Origin of the sequence: Burkholderia sp. AU30198 (genome assembly GCF_020419825.1) — a bacterium.
GTDB lineage: Bacteria > Pseudomonadota > Gammaproteobacteria > Burkholderiales > Burkholderiaceae > Burkholderia.
In genome coordinates this window covers 1-16,095 of the sequence record NZ_JAIZSA010000008.1, presented here as the reverse complement: position 1 = coordinate 16,095, position 16,095 = coordinate 1, and the positions used below count along the sequence as shown (strand labels likewise).

The 16,095-nt window shown below is 67.3% G+C and carries 18 protein-coding genes; 6 read left to right on the top strand and 12 right to left on the bottom strand.

The genetic code is table 11. The features are described 5' to 3' along the window. Window positions 1-37 precede the first annotated feature (37 nt). Both LGN19_RS18390 and trmL read left to right on the top strand, forming a co-directional pair. Window positions 38-841: a ComF family protein gene (locus tag LGN19_RS18390; RefSeq protein ID WP_226216473.1), complete on the top strand. Its 804-nt coding sequence runs from the start codon at window positions 38-40 to the stop codon at window positions 839-841. Window positions 842-948: 107 nt separating this feature from the next. After that, window positions 949-1,419, top strand: a complete 471-nt coding sequence (trmL, locus tag LGN19_RS18385; protein ID WP_089451320.1) for a tRNA (uridine(34)/cytosine(34)/5-carboxymethylaminomethyluridine(34)-2'-O)-methyltransferase TrmL — start codon at window positions 949-951, stop codon at window positions 1,417-1,419. A gap of 34 nt (window positions 1,420-1,453) precedes the next feature. Here trmL and LGN19_RS18380 read toward each other — a convergent pair whose 3' ends face one another. The 5 genes from LGN19_RS18380 to LGN19_RS18360 form a co-directional block, all read right to left on the bottom strand. Further along, complete coding sequence (locus LGN19_RS18380) at window positions 1,454-1,978, bottom strand: O-acetyl-ADP-ribose deacetylase (RefSeq protein ID WP_043187212.1); 525 nt, start codon at window positions 1,976-1,978, stop codon at window positions 1,454-1,456. 95 nt (window positions 1,979-2,073) lie between these two features. After that, the gene (locus LGN19_RS18375; RefSeq protein WP_122946333.1) at window positions 2,074-3,072 is read right to left on the bottom strand and encodes an NAD(P)H-dependent glycerol-3-phosphate dehydrogenase; all 999 of its coding nucleotides are present in this window, start codon (window positions 3,070-3,072) and stop codon (window positions 2,074-2,076) included. 28 nt (window positions 3,073-3,100) lie between these two features. Beyond that, window positions 3,101-3,583: a protein-export chaperone SecB gene (gene secB / locus LGN19_RS18370; protein WP_011353285.1), complete on the bottom strand. Its 483-nt coding sequence runs from the start codon at window positions 3,581-3,583 to the stop codon at window positions 3,101-3,103. A gap of 108 nt (window positions 3,584-3,691) precedes the next feature. Continuing rightward, complete coding sequence (grxC, locus tag LGN19_RS18365; RefSeq protein WP_122946334.1) at window positions 3,692-3,952, bottom strand: glutaredoxin 3; 261 nt, start codon at window positions 3,950-3,952, stop codon at window positions 3,692-3,694. After that, entirely contained in the window at window positions 3,949-4,371 is a 423-nt protein-coding gene (locus tag LGN19_RS18360; protein ID WP_011353287.1) for a rhodanese-like domain-containing protein, read from the bottom strand. The genes grxC and LGN19_RS18360 overlap by 4 nt, the downstream gene beginning before the upstream one ends. 135 nt (window positions 4,372-4,506) lie before the next feature. Between LGN19_RS18360 and gpmA the strand changes: the two genes are divergently transcribed. From gpmA to LGN19_RS18345, 3 genes are all read left to right on the top strand, one after another. After that, on the top strand, window positions 4,507-5,253 hold the full coding sequence (gpmA, locus tag LGN19_RS18355) for a 2,3-diphosphoglycerate-dependent phosphoglycerate mutase (RefSeq protein WP_027789056.1): 747 nt from the start codon (window positions 4,507-4,509) through the stop codon (window positions 5,251-5,253). Window positions 5,254-5,523: 270 nt separating this feature from the next. Next, window positions 5,524-7,068, top strand: coding sequence for a S41 family peptidase (locus tag LGN19_RS18350; protein ID WP_122946335.1), 1,545 nt, complete (start codon window positions 5,524-5,526; stop codon window positions 7,066-7,068). Window positions 7,069-7,172: 104 nt separating this feature from the next. Then, the gene (locus tag LGN19_RS18345) at window positions 7,173-7,925 is read left to right on the top strand and encodes a HesA/MoeB/ThiF family protein (protein WP_174955710.1); all 753 of its coding nucleotides are present in this window, start codon (window positions 7,173-7,175) and stop codon (window positions 7,923-7,925) included. Window positions 7,926-7,993: 68 nt separating this feature from the next. Here LGN19_RS18345 and ptsP read toward each other — a convergent pair whose 3' ends face one another. The 7 genes from ptsP to LGN19_RS18310 form a co-directional block, all read right to left on the bottom strand. After that, on the bottom strand, window positions 7,994-9,766 hold the full coding sequence (gene ptsP / locus LGN19_RS18340; protein WP_122946773.1) for a phosphoenolpyruvate--protein phosphotransferase: 1,773 nt from the start codon (window positions 9,764-9,766) through the stop codon (window positions 7,994-7,996). A gap of 201 nt (window positions 9,767-9,967) precedes the next feature. Next, window positions 9,968-10,237, bottom strand: a complete 270-nt coding sequence (locus tag LGN19_RS18335) for an HPr family phosphocarrier protein (protein WP_226216471.1) — start codon at window positions 10,235-10,237, stop codon at window positions 9,968-9,970. A 73-nt stretch (window positions 10,238-10,310) separates the two neighbouring features. Next, window positions 10,311-10,781 (bottom strand): PTS sugar transporter subunit IIA, encoded by a 471-nt coding sequence (locus tag LGN19_RS18330; RefSeq protein WP_043187196.1) that lies wholly within the window; start codon window positions 10,779-10,781, stop codon window positions 10,311-10,313. Window positions 10,782-11,011: 230 nt separating this feature from the next. Next, a complete protein-coding gene (gshB, locus tag LGN19_RS18325; protein ID WP_175034800.1) occupies window positions 11,012-11,968 on the bottom strand; it encodes a glutathione synthase in 957 nt (318 codons plus the stop codon). Window positions 11,969-11,994: 26 nt separating this feature from the next. Continuing rightward, window positions 11,995-13,284 (bottom strand): glutamate--cysteine ligase, encoded by a 1,290-nt coding sequence (gshA, locus tag LGN19_RS18320; protein ID WP_043187192.1) that lies wholly within the window; start codon window positions 13,282-13,284, stop codon window positions 11,995-11,997. Between the two features lie 244 nt (window positions 13,285-13,528). After that, window positions 13,529-15,043, bottom strand: coding sequence for an ammonium transporter (locus LGN19_RS18315; protein ID WP_175221606.1), 1,515 nt, complete (start codon window positions 15,041-15,043; stop codon window positions 13,529-13,531). Window positions 15,044-15,080: 37 nt separating this feature from the next. Then, window positions 15,081-15,419, bottom strand: coding sequence for a P-II family nitrogen regulator (locus LGN19_RS18310; RefSeq protein WP_027789049.1), 339 nt, complete (start codon window positions 15,417-15,419; stop codon window positions 15,081-15,083). Between the two features lie 355 nt (window positions 15,420-15,774). On the opposite strand from LGN19_RS18310, the gene LGN19_RS18305 reads away from it, so the two are divergent. Further along, window positions 15,775-16,026, top strand: a complete 252-nt coding sequence (locus LGN19_RS18305) for an accessory factor UbiK family protein (protein WP_006489451.1) — start codon at window positions 15,775-15,777, stop codon at window positions 16,024-16,026. Window positions 16,027-16,095 lie beyond the last annotated feature (69 nt).

Here is a 16,095-nt window from a genome sequence, read left to right as displayed (position 1 = left end):
GCAGGCTTCATTGAGGCGGGGTGTCAGGAGTGTTGCGATGATCCGCCGTTCCGCCCGACGCACGATGCGCGTCGCTTTGTCGCAGGTTCGCACGCTGGCAGCGCGCGTTGCCGCGGTCGCGCTACCCAATCGCTGCGCACTGTGCGGCAATTTGTCACACGCCGTGATTTGCGGCGCTTGCGACGCCGCGTACTGGAACGAAGCGCGGCTGCGCTGCGACGTCTGCGCGCTGCCGCTGGGCATCGGGCACCCTCGTTCGCATCCGCCCCGCGGCGCGCGCGGCGGTGCCGGCCGCACAGCCGCGTACCGTTGCGACGCGTGCCGCGCGGCGCCGCCGCCGTTCGATGCGACGCTCGCGCTGGCGGATTACCGCGCGCCGCTCGACGGGCTCGCGCGCGGCCTGAAGTTTCACCGGCAACTCGCGCTCGGTACCGAATTCGCGGCGCGGCTCGCCCGCTTGATCGACGAGTCGCCCGGCGCCAGCGGCTTCGACCTGGTGGCACCCGTGCCACTGTCGCACCGGCGGCTCGTCGCGCGCGGCTACAACCAGGCGTGGGCGATCGCGCGTCCGCTCGCGCGGCAGCTCGGCGTGCGCGCGGATGCGGCGCTGCTCGCGCGCGTCGCCGACACCGCGCCGCAGTCGCGGCTCGACCGGCACGCACGGCGCGACAACGTGATGGCGGCATTCGCGGTGGCGGGTAGCGTCGCCGGCCGCCACGTCGCGCTCGTCGACGACGTGATGACGTCCGGCGCGACGCTCGCGGCCGCCGCGCAGGCGCTAAAGGCGGCGGGCGCCGCGCGCGTGACGAATCTGGTTGCGCTGCGCACCGCCAGGGACTAATTAGATAGAGAGGCCAGCCGCCCGGATACGGCGGCGGCCGTCATGAACCGGCCAGCCGGGAACGCGCACGCGTCGCGCCGCCCCGGCCGGCCCAGCCAAACCGAAACATGTTCAACGTCGTCCTCGTCGCTCCCGAAATTCCGCCGAACACCGGCAATGTGATCCGCCTGTGTGCCAACACGGGCGCGCGCCTGCACCTGATCGAGCCGCTCGGCTTCCCGCTCGACGATGCGCGCATGCGCCGCGCGGGCCTCGACTATCACGAGTACGCGCAGATGCGCGTGCACCGCGACTGGGATGCGTTCGTCACGGCGGAAACGCCTGATCCCGCGCGGATGTTCGCGTTCACGACGCGCGGCTCGGGCCGCTTCCACGATCATGCGTTCCTGCCCGGCGACTGGTTCGTGTTCGGCTCGGAAACGCGCGGCCTGCCTGCCGAGCTGCTCGAGCGCTTCCCGAACGAACAGCGCGTGCGCCTGCCGATGCGGCCGGACAACCGCAGCCTGAACCTGTCGAACACGGTCGCGGTGGTCGTGTTCGAGGCATGGCGCCAGGCTGGCTTCGAAGGCGGCGCATGACGCTTGCGCGGCGCATCCCGCGCCGCGGGACGCGTTACGTCCGCGCGAGCCGCGCGCGATACAGGTCGTAGATGTCGGGGGAAAAGCACGCGAACACCACGCGTGCGAGGTTCGGCGCCTGCGGCAGCATTTCGGCGACGGTGCCGACCGCGATCTCGACGGCTTCTTCGGCCGGATAGCGATAGATGCCGCAACTGATTGCCGGGAACGCGATCGACGTTGCCGCGACCTCCTCGGCCAGCTCGATCGCGCGCCGGTAGCACGACGCGAGCAGCTCGGCCTCGCCGCGCCCGCCGCCATGCCACACGGGCCCGACCGCATGGATCACGTAGCGCGCCGGCAGCCCGTGGCCGCGCGTGAGCTTGGCGTCGCCCGTCTCGCAGCCGCCGAGCGTGCGGCATTCGGCGAGCAGGCCGGGGCCGGCCGCGCGGTGGATCGCGCCGTCGACGCCGCCTCCGCCGAGCAGCGAGCCGTTCGCGGCGTTGACGATCGCGTCGACATCAAGCGTCGTGATGTCGACGACCTGCGCATCGAGCGTGGTGGAATGGATCTGCAGCATGACAACCTCCCGGAATGCCGGAGACTGTTCAAGCGTAGCGCGCTTTGACACCGCGCGCCCGACGCAAACACGGCGCCAGGCGGCGCCGGGCCGCGTTACTCGGCGCGCGCGTCGCGCCGCAGCAGGCCGCTGACGGCGTCGCGCGGCGCGATGCCGTCGAACAGCACGCCGCACACGGCTTCGGTGATCGGCATTTCGATCGACTGCGCGCGCGCGATGGCCAGCACGGCCTGCGCGCAGCGCACGCCTTCGGCCACGTGGCCAAGCGCGCCGAGGATATCGTTCAGCGTGCGGCCGGCCGCCAGTTGCAGGCCGACCGTGCGGTTGCGCGACAGGTCGCCCGTTGCGGTGAGGATCAGGTCGCCGAGGCCCGTGAGGCCCGTGAAGGTTTCCGCGCGGCCGCCGAGCGCGACGCCGAGCCGCGACATTTCGGCGAGCCCGCGCGTAATCAGCGCGGCGCGCGCGTTCAGCCCGAGACCGAGGCCGTCGGCGATGCCGGTCGCGATCGCGAGCACGTTCTTCACCGCGCCACCGACCTCGACGCCGACCACGTCGTCGCCCGTATAGATCCGCATCGCGCCGTGATGGAACGCGGCGAGCGTGCGCTCGCGGCATTCGGCGGACGCGCTCGCCACCGTCAGCGCGACGGGCAGCGACTGCCCGACCTCGCGCGCGAAGCTCGGCCCCGACAGCACGCCGTTGCTGTGCTGTTCGGGCAGCTCGGCCGCGATCACCTGATGCGGCAGCAGATGCGTGTCGGCCTCGAAGCCCTTGCAGACCCAGACGACGTGCGCGGGCACGCAGCCTGCGTCGCGCATTGCGTGACACAGCGTGCGCAGCCCGGCCACGGGCGCGGCGATCACGCACAGTGCGTCGTCCGCGGCGCCATGCGCGAGCGCGGCGCCGAGATCGGCGTCGTAGCGCAATGCGTCAGGCAGCGCGATGCCGTCCAGATAGCGGGAATTTTCGTGCCGGGCCTGCAGCCCGGCGATGAGCGCGGCGTCGCGCGCCCACAGAAGCGTATCGTGCCGCGCGGCCAGATGGCCCGCGAGCGCGGTGCCCCAGGCACCGGCGCCGAGAACGGCTACTTTCATACCCAGCACCGGTCCTCCGAGTGAAACGTCAGTTCAGCGTCGTGCCGTTCGGTGCGCCTGCTGCGGCACCGGCCTGCTGCTGAAGCTGCGCGAGGCGCTGTTCGTACAGCGCCTGGAAGTTGATTTCCGCCAGATGGATCGGCGGGAAGCCCGCGCGCGTGATCGCGTCGGCGATGTTCGAACGCAGGTACGGGAACAGGATCGTCGGGCATGCGATGCCGACGAGCGGGTCGAGCTGTTCGTCCGGAATGTTGCGGATGTCGAAAATGCCGGCCTGCTTCGCTTCGATCAGGAACGCGACCTTGTCCTTCACCTTCGCGGTGACGGTGCCCGACACGACGACTTCGAACACGCTTTCCGCGAGGCGGTCGGCCTTGACGTCGACTTCGACTTCAACCGACGGCATGTCCTGCTCGAGGAAGATCGCCGGCGAATTCGGCTGCTCGAGCGACATATCCTTCAGGTAGACGCGCTGGATGTTGAAGAACGGTTGGTTTTCGACGTCGGACATGGTGTTTCCCTAAAAGTGGTGACGGAGCGGCCCGGCTTCACGCCGGCCGCCACGGAATTTATCCTGCGCGCTCAAGCCGCAGCGCGGCCGGCGGCCATTCTGCCCTATTCAGGCCGCTTGCAGAAGCGATACGAGCCCGCCTTCGCGGTCGAGCTTCGACAGATCGTCGTAACCGCCGACGTGCGTGTCGCCGATATAGATCTGCGGCACCGTGCGGCGCCCCGTGCGCGTCATCATTTCGTCGCGGCGGGCCGGATCGCGGTCGATCAGCACCTTCTCGATCTGCTCGACACCGCGCAGCTTCAGCAGGCGCTCGGCCTGGATGCAATACGGACACACCTGCGTGCTGTACATCAAAACCTTGTTCACTTCGCCACTCCTTGTTTGACGACCGGCATCCCGGCCTGCTGCCAGGCGGCCACGCCGCCCTCGAGCACGTGCACCTCGGCGTAACCCGCCGCCTCGACCTCGCGCGCCGCCTTCTGCGACTGCTGGCCGTTCTGGCAGACGAGCAGCACCGGCGTGCTCTTGTTCTTCGCGACCTGCGCGATCTTCGTGCCGATCTCGCCCGCCGCGACCTGACGTGCCGACGGCAGGTGGCCGGCAGCGAAATCGGACGCGGCGCGCACGTCGATCACGACCGCATTGCGGCGGTTGATGAGTTGCGTCGCCTCTGCGGCCGACAAGCCGCCGCGGCCGCGGCGCAGCGCGGGCCAGGCCAGCAGGCCGCCGGATACCACCAGGATCGCGATAAGGGCCAGGTTGGTGTAATCGGTAAAGAACGTCACGGAATTCCGCCGGAAAAAGAGAAATCGGATGAGGACAATCCCGCCATTATAAAATAACCGTCTTGCGCGATGGCGGGCCCGGGTCGGGTCCTGCTCGATGCGCCACAGCTTCCTTCACTACCGACCGCAAGATCCATGTACAAACTCGTTCTCATCCGCCACGGCGAATCGACGTGGAACAAGGAAAACCGCTTCACCGGCTGGGTCGACGTCGACCTGACCGAACAGGGTCGCAACGAGGCCTACCAGGCCGGCGAATTGCTCAAGGAGGCCGGCTACACGTTCGACATCGCGTACACGTCCGTCCTCAAGCGCGCGATCCGCACGCTGTGGCACGTGCAGGACAAGATGGACCTCATGTACCTGCCGGTCGTCCACTCGTGGCGCCTGAACGAGCGCCACTACGGCGCGCTGTCGGGCCTGAACAAGGCCGAAACGGCCGCGAAGTTCGGCGACGACCAGGTGCTCGTGTGGCGCCGCAGCTACGACACGCCGCCGCCCGCGCTCGAGCCGACCGACGAACGCGCGCCGTTCAACGACCCGCGCTATGCGAAGGTGCCGCGCGAGCAACTGCCGCTCACCGAATGCCTGAAGGATACGGTCGCGCGCGTGCTGCCGCTGTGGAACGAGTCGATCGCGCCGGCAGTCCGCGCCGGCAAGCAGGTGCTGATCGCCGCGCACGGCAACTCGCTGCGCGCGCTGATCAAGTACCTCGACGGCATCTCGGACAGCGACATCGTCGGCCTGAACATCCCGAACGGCGTGCCGCTCGTGTATGAACTCGACGAGAACCTGAAGCCGATCAAGCACTATTACCTCGGCGACCAGGACGCAATCGCGCAGGCGCAGGCCGCCGTCGCGAAGCAAGGCAAGGCGGGCTGACGCCCGTCGGCCGGGTGAGCCGCGTCCGGCGCGGCATGCCCGGCCCCGGCTCCGCCCCTTGCCCGGCGCACCGCGCGAACCTTCGCGCCCCCGGCGTGGTCGAATCCGCTTTCGAACCCGCAGCGCATCCGGCGGTGCCCCGCCGGGTGGCCCCGGCGCCCTTTTCGACGCTTTTCGCGCCGTTCCACTGAGTTATCGGACGAACAGTTATACTTGTCCGCTACATCATCCCCGCTACCGCCACGCGCTTCCCGACCGCACCAGATCTCTATGCGAATGAAATTGAAGAACATCGGCCTGATTGCCGCGGGCCTCGCCACGGGCGTGTTCGCCACGCTGCAGGTTTCCGCATCGGCCGAGCAGACCGCCACGGCGCCGCTTCCCCTCGACCAGCTCCGCCTGTTCGCGGAAGTCTTCGGACAGATCAAGCGCGAGTACGTCGAACCGGTCGACGACAAGAAGCTGCTGACGGCCGCGATCAAGGGCATGGTGTCGAGCCTCGACCCGCACTCGTCGTTCCTCGACAAGACCGACTATGACGAGCTGCAGGAGCAGACGAAGGGCCGCTTCGCGGGTCTCGGCATCGAGATCTCGCAGGAAGACGGTCTCGTCAAGGTGATCTCGCCGATCGAAGATACGCCCGCGTTCCGCGCCGGCATCCGTCCGGGCGACCTGATCACGCGCATCAACGACAAGCCGGTGCGCGGCATGACGCTCGACAAGGCCGTGAAGCAGATGCGCGGCGAGCCGGGCACCAAGGTCACGCTGACGATCTTCCGCAAGAGCGACGACCGCACGTTCCCGGTCACCGTCACGCGCGCGATCATCAAGGTCCAGAGCGTGAAGATGAAGATCCTCGATCCGGGCTACGCGTATGTCCGCATCACGAGCTTCCAGGAGCGCACGACGCCCGATCTCGCCCAGAAGCTGCAGGACATCGCGCGCCAGCAGCCGAACCTGAAGGGCCTCGTCCTCGACCTGCGCAACAACGGCGGCGGCCTGCTGCAGAGCGCGGTCGGCGTGGCCGGCGCGTTCCTGCCGCCCGACTCCGTCGTCGTGTCGACCAACGGCCAGATCGCCGATTCGAAGCAGGTCTACCGCGATACCTACGACAACTATCGCCTGCCGTCCTTCGATGGCGATCCGCTGAAGAACCTGCCGCCGGTCTTCAAGACCGTCCCGATGATCGTGCTGACGAACGCCTATTCGGCGTCCGCGTCGGAGATCGTCGCCGGCGCGCTGCAGGATTCGAAGCGCGCGCAGATCATGGGCAAGACGACGTTCGGCAAGGGTTCGGTGCAGACGGTTCGCCCGATGACGGCCGACACCGCGCTGCGCCTGACCACCGCGTACTACTACACGCCGAGCGGCCGTTCGATCCAGAACAAGGGCATCACGCCGGACGTGCCGGTCGATCAGTACGCGGACGGCGATCCGGACGACGTGCTCGTGACGCGCGAAGTCGACTACTCGAACCACCTCGCGAACACGCAGGATCCGAACGAGAAGAAGGAACAGGAAGACCGCGAGCAGCGCCGGATGGATCAGCTGCGCATCCTCGAAGAGCAGAACGACAAGAAGACGCCGGAGCAGCGCCAGAAGGATCGCGATCGCAAGCCGATCGAGTTCGGCAGCGCCGACGACTTCATGATGCAGCAGGCGCTCAACAAGCTCGAAGGCAAGCCGGTCCAGGAATCGAAGTCGCTGCTCGCCGAGAGCGCGAAGAGCCCGGCCGGCAAGGCTGCGGCGGGCTCGAAGGCATCGGCAAGCGTGAAGCCGGCGGCCGCACCGAAGCCCGCGTCGGCGCCGCAGTAAGCGCCGGCCGGCATCCGACGGGCCATCGCGGGAAGACCGCGATGGCCCGTTTTTCATGCGCGCCTAAAATAACGACACGTCCGCCGCCTCGCCCACGACTCCCCATGAACGACGATCAACTCCTTCGCTACTCCCGTCACATCCTCGTCGACGAAATCGGCATCGAGGCGCAGCAGCGCTTTCTCGATGCGCACGCGATCGTCGTCGGTGCGGGTGGTCTCGGCTCGCCCGCCGCGATGTATCTCGCGGCATCGGGCGTCGGCACGATCACGCTCGTCGACGCCGATACGGTCGACCTGACGAACCTGCAGCGGCAGATCCTGCACGTGACGGCATCGGTCGGCCGCAGCAAGGTCGAATCGGGGCGCGACGCGCTCGCGCAGCTGAACCCCGAGGTGAAGGTACACGCGATCGCCGAGCGCGTCGACGACGCGTGGCTCGACGCGCACGTGCCGCGCGCGACCGTCGTGCTCGACTGCACCGACAACTTCGCGACGCGACACGCGATCAACCGCGCGTGCGTCGCGCACGGCGTGCCGCTCGTGTCGGGCGCCGCGCTGCGCTTCGACGGCCAGATCAGCACGTTCGATTTCCGCGACCCGTCCGCGCCCTGCTATGCGTGCGTGTTCCCGGAAGACCAGCCGTTCGAGGAAGTCGCGTGCGCGACGATGGGCGTGTTCGCGCCGACGGTCGGGATCATTGGCGCGATGCAGGCCGCCGAGGCACTGCGCGTGATCGGCGAAATCGGCAAGACGCTCAACGGGCGGCTGATGATGCTCGATTCGCTGCGGATGGAATGGACGACGATGAAAATCGCGCGCCAGGCCGACTGCCCCGTGTGCGGGGGCCGGCACTGACGCGCGACGGGCATGCGCCGGACGGCGCATGCGTGACACTCCGCTACAGTTAGCGGCGGCGGGAACGCCTAAGCAGCCGCGTCCGCACGCGGTTCGGCAACCGACAGGCGCTGCAGCGCCGCCTGCACTTCCTCCGGCTCGAACGCGGCCAGCACGTCGGCCGTCGGCTTCTCGAGCGCCTTCAGGTGTGCGCGCAGGATCTCCTGCTTCACGACCAGCAGCTGACTCGGGTGCATCGAGAACTCGGTGAGCCCCATCCCGAGCAACAGGCGCGTGAGCGCCGGATCGCCGGCCATCTCCCCGCATACCGACACCGACACGCCCGCGCGCTTCGCTTCGCGCAACGTATAGGCGATCAGGTGCAGCACGGCCGGATGCAGCGGGTCGTACAGGTGCGCGACCGCGTTATCGGCGCGGTCGATCGCGAGCGTGTACTGGATCAGGTCGTTCGTGCCGATCGACAGGAAATCGAAGCGCTTCAGGAACAGCGGCAACGCGATCGCCGCGGCCGGAATCTCGATCATCGCGCCGATCCGCACGTTCGGATCGTACGCGAGCCCCGCGTCGTCGAGCTGGCGCTTCGCCTCGCGGATCAGGTCGAGCGTCTGGTCGATCTCCTGCGCGTGCGCGAGCATCGGGATCAGGATCTTCACCTGGCCGAACGCGGACGCGCGCAGGATCGCACGCAACTGCGTGAGGAACATCTGCGGCTCGGACAGGCTCCAGCGAATCGCGCGCAGGCCGAGCGCGGGGTTCGGTGCCGTCTCGTAGCCTTCGTCGAGCGCCTCGAGCGGCTTGTCAGCGCCGACGTCGATCGTGCGGATCGTCACCGGCATGCCTTTCATCCACTCAACGGCCCGCTTGTATGCGGCGAACTGCTCCTCCTCCTCCGGCATCTCCTTCTGATGCATGAACAGGAACTCGGAACGGAACAGCCCGACGCCGACCGCGCCGGCGTCGACGGCCGCCTTCGCATCGTCGGGCAGCTCGATGTTCGCGTACAGCTCGATCTTGGTGCCGCATAACGTTTGCGTCGGCGAGAATTTCAGACGCTGCAGCTTGCGTTGCTCCAGCAACTTCTCGGACTGCCGGTACGAATATTCCTCGAGGACGATCGGCGCCGGATCGACGATCACGATGCCCTGGTCGCCGTCGACGATGATCAGGTCGTCCTGGCGGATCAGCGCGCTCGCATGCTGCACGCCGACCGCGGCCGGTATGCCGAGGCTGCGCGCGACGATCGCCGTGTGCGACGTGCGCCCGCCGAGGTCGGTGACGAACGCCTGGAACGACTGCGACTTGAACTGCATCATGTCGGCCGGCGCGATGTCGTGCGCGACGACGATCATCTCGTTCGTGCCGTTCTTGGCCGCGCGGTCCAGTGCCTGCGACGCGGACGGCGCGCCGGCGAGCGCCTTCAGCACGCGCTCGACCACCTGCTCGATGTCGGCCTTGCGCTCGCGCAGGTATTCGTCCTCGATGTCGTCGAAGTGGCGCGTGAGCAGCTCGAGCTGCTCGGTCAGCGCCCACTCGACGTTGTAGCGGCGCGTGCGGATCAGGTCGATGGTTTCCTGTACGAGCATCTCGTCGCTCAGGATCATCGCGTGCACGTCGATGAATGCGCCGACTTCGCTCGGCGTGTCGTCGGTCAGATCGGCGCGCAGCGCTTCGAGTTCGTGATGCACGACCTCGAGCGCCGTGCGGAAGCGCTCGACCTCCGCATCGATCAGGTTTGCCTCGACCAGGTAATGGGCGACGTCGAGCGCCGCCGGCGCGATCAGATACGCTCGCCCGATCGCGATACCACGTGAGACGGGAATGCCATGCAGCGTGAAGGACACGCGCACCTCCTCTGTACAAGTAAAGCCGCGGCACACTGCTGCGATGCGCTTATGACCCCGGTTAGCGATTATAAATTCCGCGACTCCCCGCTGACTGCATGCACCGCAGCATTGCGCATTCCGCATCAATGCTTCCGACGAAAAAAATGCCGCGGAATCCGCGGCATTCTGGCTGGAAACGGCAACGATCCCGCGTGGCGATCACTGGCCTTCGCCGAACTTGTCGGCGATCAGTTTCAGCAGCGAGTCCATCGCTTCCTGCTCGTCGGACCCTTCGGTCTCGATCGTCACGGTGCTGCCGATGCCGGCCGCCAGCATCATCACGCCCATGATGCTCTTCGCATTGATCTTGCGCCCGTTGCGTGTCATCCAGACTTCCGACTGGAAGTTGCCGGCCAGTTGCGTAAGCTTGGCCGATGCGCGCGCATGGAGCCCCAATTTATTGACGATGGTGGTTTCTTGTTGAAGCATGATTCTCGGTCGGGTCGGTCGGGGCCGCCGGCGGCGCGCGTCGGCGGTGCTGTCTAAAACGGAAAACGGGAAATCAGTGCGACTCGGTGCGCGGCTGCGGTTCGGGCGGAATCGGCGCGCACTGGCCGCAGCCGGTTTCCGTCGGCGGCGGCGGCGTGCCGGCCGACACCTCGTGGACGCCCTTCGCGCCGCCGGACAGCGCCTTGTCCACCAGCTTGTCGAGCGGCACGGTGCGGTAGCAGACGACCCGCACGAGCATCGGCAAGTTCACGCCCGCGAGCACGCGCACGTTGTCGAGCTTCGCGAGCTGGCCCGCAATGTTCGCAGGCGTCGCGCCGTACATGTCGGTCAGCACGACCACGCCGTTCTCTTCCCTGAGCCGCGCGAGTTCCGCGTGCGCGAACGCCATCACCTGGGTCGGATCGCTGTCCGCCATCACGTCGATACAACCGATGCGTGCGGGCACGCCGCCGTAGATGTGCGCGATGCAGTCCCGCAGCGCGGTGGCGAGCGGGGCGTGCGCGATGATCAGAATCCCGGCCATGTCAGATCGCTCCCGGCCGCCCCTGGCGGGCCGACACCCCGCAGCGGGGCAATGAGCGTAGCGAGTGTGGGAAACGTTTCATGATCAGCCTTGCAACAGTATCGGCCCGACCGCCGGGCCTTCGGTGCGCGATCGCGGCACCGGGCAAGCGGGCATTGTAGCAGGCCGGTCGAACGGCTCCGGCGACGGGGGACCTGCGCGGCCGCCGCCGGGGTTGCGCGGGAGACGGCCTACGCGGCCGCACGCTCCAGCGCGTCGATGAACATCGCGGCGACGTCGAAGCCGGTTTGCTCCATGATCTCGCGGAAACACGTCGGACTCGTGACGTTCACCTCGGTCAGCCAGTCGCCGATCGCATCGAGGCCGACCAGCAGCAGCCCGCGTGCCGCGAGCACGGGCCCAAGCGTTTCGGCGATCTCGCGATCGCGCGCCGTCAGCGGCTGCGCGACACCGAGCCCGCCCGCCGCGAGATTGCCGCGCACCTCGCTGCCCTGCGGAATCCGTGCGAGCGAAAACGGCACCGGCTCGCCGCCGATCAGCAGGATGCGCTTGTCGCCTGCCTTGATCTCGGGGATGAATTTCTGCGCCATCACCGAACGCGTGCCGTCGTGGCTCAGCATCTCGATGATCGAACCGAGGTTCATGCCGTCCGGCTTCACGCGGAACACGCCCATCCCGCCCATCCCGTCGAGCGGCTTCAGGATCACGTCGCCGTGCTCGGCGTGGAACGCGCGCAGCCGTTTCGCGTCGCGCGTGACGAGCGTCGGCGCGACGAACTGCGGAAACTCGCCGATCGCGAGCTTCTCCGAATGGTCGCGGATCGACTGCGCCTTGTTGAACACGCGCGCGCCGGCGCGTTCGGCCAGCTCAAGCAGCCAGGTCGACGTCACGTATTCCATGTCGAACGGCGGATCCTTGCGCATCAGCACCGCGCCGAACGATTCGAGGCGGCGCGCGTCGACGGGCCCTTCTTCGAACCAGGTGTCGCGATGCAGGTCGTCCAGCTCGCCGACGAACGTGACGCGCCGCACGTCGGCCTCGACGGCCGAACCCGTCCACGCAAGGTGGCGCGGCTCGCACGCGTAGATCGCATGCCCGCGCCGCGCGGCCTCCGCCATCATCGCGTAGGTCGAATCCTTGTAGATCTTGAAGCGCTCGAGCGGGTCGGCGATAAAGAGAATGTCCATGAGGTCCTGTACTTGGCGAAGGTCCGTTACACCTGGATGGCTTCGGGATCGGTCTTTTCCAGTTCGATCGACGACGCGATCAGCGACAGCCGCGCGACGACGCCGTACATGTAGAAACGGTTCGGCGGCGCGGCACCCGGCTTCGCGCCCGCATCAGGCAGCGCGGTGTGCTCGAAGCCGAGCGGCACGTAGTGCATGCCGGGCGCGTTCAGGTTCTGGTCGCGCTCGCGGCCGGCGTGCGTACGGTAGAAGCCGCCGACCACGTAGCGGTCGATCATGTACACGACGGGCTCCGCGACTTCGTCGCCGACGCGCTCGAACGTATACACGCCTTCCTGCACGATCACGTCGCGCACCGCGAGGCCGGCCTTCGACTCGGCCATCTGCGCGCGCTCGGCTTTCGACATGCGGCCGATCTCGGCCGCGTCGTGCACGGTCATCACGCCGCGCCCCGCCGTGCCCGCGTCGGCCTTCACGACGACGTACGGCTTCTCGCTGATCCCGTATTCGCGATACTTGCGCGCGATCTTCTTCAGCACGCCGTCGATCGCGTCGGCGAGCGCCTGCTCGCCTTCATGCGCCTGCCAGTCGACCCCTTCCACGTGCGCGAAATACGGATTCACCATCCACGGATCGACGCCGACCATCTTCGCGAACTTCTTCGCGACGTCGTCGTAGCACGAGAAGTGCGTCGACTTGCGGCGCACGGCCCAGCCCGCATGCAGCGGCGGCAGCAGGTACTGCTCGTGCAGGTTTTCCAGCACGCCCGGGATGCCGGCCGACAGGTCGTTGTTCAGCAGGATCGAGCACGGATCGAAATTCTTCAGGCCGAGGCGGCGCTGCGAACGCTCGAGCGGTTCGAGCACGATCTTCTGGCCGTCGGCCAGCGTGATCGGCGTCATGTCGGTGATGCTCGGGTCGAGCGACCCGAAGCGCACGTTCAGGCCGGCCTGGCGCATGATCGTCGCGAGGCGCGCGACGTTTTCGAGGTAGAACGCGTTGCGGGTCGGCAGCTCGGGAATCACGAGCAGATTCTTCGCGTCCGGGCAGATCTTCTCGATTGCGGCCATCGCGGCCTGCACGGCGAGCGGCAGCACTTCGGACGGCAGATTGTTGAATGCGCCGGGAAACAGGTTCGCGTCGACGGGCGCCAGCTTGAAGCCGGCATTGCGCAGGTCCACCGAACAATAGAACGGCGGGGTATGTTCCTGCCATTCGAGCCTGAACCAGCGTTCGATCGCAGGCGTCGCGTCGAGGATCTTCTGCTCGAGTTCGAGCAGTGGACCGTTCAACGCGGTAACGAGGTGGGGAACCATGAATCACTCGCGAGCGGGAGAATGAAGATTGTAGAGCAATTGCCCTGCCCATTTGGGGATTGTTCCCGGCTTCGCAAGGGTTTGGAGGAAGTTTTCGGCTATTGACCCGATAGCGCGAAGGGTTATGCGCTACGGCAGCGGGTGACAGGAGAAAAAAAGCCCGCCGGGTGGGGCGGGCCGAAGTCGCTGCGCTCATTCATCGCGGGCGCCGTCGTCGCGGCGGCCCGCCGGTCATTCTTGTGACTTATTCGACATGCTCGCCGTGCAGGACCACGTCGAGGCCTTCGCGCTCTTCCTCTTCCGACACGCGCAGGCCGATCGTCAGGTCGATCAGCTTCAGCAGCACGAAGCTCAGCACGCCGCTGTAGACCAGCGTGATCAGCACGCCCTTGGCCTGCAGCAGCAGGCTGCCGTCGGCGCCGCCGATGTCCTTCACCGCGAACACGCCCGTCAGCAACGCGCCGAGAATCCCGCCCACGCCGTGCACGCCGAACGCGTCGAGCGAATCGTCATAGCCGAGCTTCGACTTGAGCCACGTGGCCGACCAGAAGCACACGACACCTGCGGCGATACCGATCGCAAGCGCACCCGTCACGCCGACGAAGCCGGCCGCCGGCGTGATCGCGACGAGACCCGCGACCGCACCCGACACGATGCCGAGCACCGACGGCTTGCCGTGCGAGATCCACTCGGCAAACATCCAGCCGAGCGCCGCGCAGGCCGTCGCGACTTGCGTCGTCAGCATCGCGAAGCCGGCACGGCCGTCGGCGGCAACCGCCGAACCCGCGTTGAAGCCGAACCAGCCGACCCACAGCATCGAGCCGCCGATCATCGTCAGCACGAGGTTGTGCGGCGCCATCGATTCGCGGCCGAAGCCGACGCGCTTGCCGAGCATCAGGCACGACACGAGGCCCGCGATACCGGCGTTGATGTGCACCACCGTGCCGCCCGCGAAGTCGAGCACGCCGTCCGACGACAGCCAGCCGGTCGGCTCCCACACCATGTGCGCGATCGGCACATAGACGATCAGCGACCAGAGCGTCATGAACACGAGCATCGCCGAGAACTTCATGCGGTCGGCGAACGCGCCGCAGATCAGCGCCGGCGTGATGATCGCGAACGTCATCTGGTAGACGAAGTAGACCGATTCCGGAATCGTCGGCGCGAGGTGGCTGACGGTCAGCGTCGTCGCCTTGTCGCCGTGGATGTAGTTCATCCCGTGCAGGAACGCGCGCGACAGGCCGCCGATGAAGCCGTTGCCCGGCGTGAACGCGAGGCTGTAGCCGATCACCGTCCAAAGCACCGTGATCACCGCGGTGATCGCGAAGCTCTGCATCACCGTCGCCAGCACGTTCTTCTTGCGGACCATGCCCGCGTAGAACAGCGCGAGGCCCGGGATCGTCATGAACAGCACGAGCGCGGTGGAGGTCAGCATCCACGCGGTGTCGCCCGCGCTGATCTTCGACGAATCGACGGAGAACGGTGCGGTCGGCGCGGCGGGCGCGGCCGGTGCCGATGCGGCAGCGGCGGCCGACGCATCGGTGGCGCCCGAGGCCGGTGCGGCGGCAGCGGCCGTGGCGGAGGCGTCGGTGGCAGCCGGCGCCGAAGCGGCCGGCGCGGCGGCAGCCGACGCGTCGGAAGCCGTTGCGGCGGGCGCGGACGCAGCCGCGGCGGACGCCGCGTCGTCGGCGAGCGCGGAGCCGACGCCGGCCGCGATCAGCGAGCCAGCCATCAGCAGGGACATCAGAAGTTTGCGCATCTTGGGTTTCCTCTTGTCGCTTGTCTTGTCTGTTCTGTTACAGCGCGTCTGCGCCGGTCTCCCCGGTGCGAATCCGGATCACCTGTTCGATCGCCGTGACGAAGATCTTGCCGTCGCCGATCTTGCCGGTGCGCGCGGCCCGCTCGATCGCCTCCACCGCCTGGTCGACGAGATCGTCGGACACGGCGGCCTCGATCTTCATCTTCGGCAGGAAATCGACCACGTATTCGGCGCCGCGGTACAGCTCGGTATGCCCCTTCTGGCGCCCGAACCCTTTCACCTCCGTGACCGTGATGCCCGAGACGCCGAGGGCCGACAGCGCCTCGCGCGTCTCATCGAGCTTGAACGGCTTGATGATTGCGGTAATGAGTTTCATGAAGTCCTCTCGCTGGGTTGTCCCGTCGAATTGGTTGGAATGTTGTAACGGACTCTCCTCAGCAACTCGCATGCCATGTCGGTTCGAGCACCGTTTCAAAGGGCTTCATCAAGGGGTCGCATCCCGTGATGTAAGGTGCGGAAGCCCGGCCGAATGGCCAACATGGCCCGGTTTGCTGGCGCGGCGAAAGGATCGTTGCTAGAGTGCACGCACGTCCCGGATCGCCGGGGCATTCACCCATGCGGGCGCCATGCCCGGAATTCGCGCCCCGGGCGCACCATTTCCGGTCATGCGTGCATCATGGGCACGTACGCAACTGAAGATGCACATTTTTTGTGCAAGGAAGGGGAATCACATGAAGCAACCCAGCGACGTTTTCAACGATCTGCAGTCGCGCGTCAGCGATCTGCTGAAAAACTCGCCGGCCAAGGACGTCGAGCGCAACGTGAAGGCCATGCTGTCGCAAGGCTTCTCGAAACTCGATCTCGTCACGCGCGAGGAATTCGACACGCAGGCACAGGTGCTCGCCCGCACCCGCGTGCGCCTCGAGGAACTCGAAAAGCGCGTCGCGGAACTCGAGCAGAAGCTCGCCGCGCCGCAAGCCTGACGCCCTACCCGGCCGCAAGGTCCGGGCGCGGGGCGCCCCCGGGGGCCCCCCCCCCCCCCCCAGCAGCAC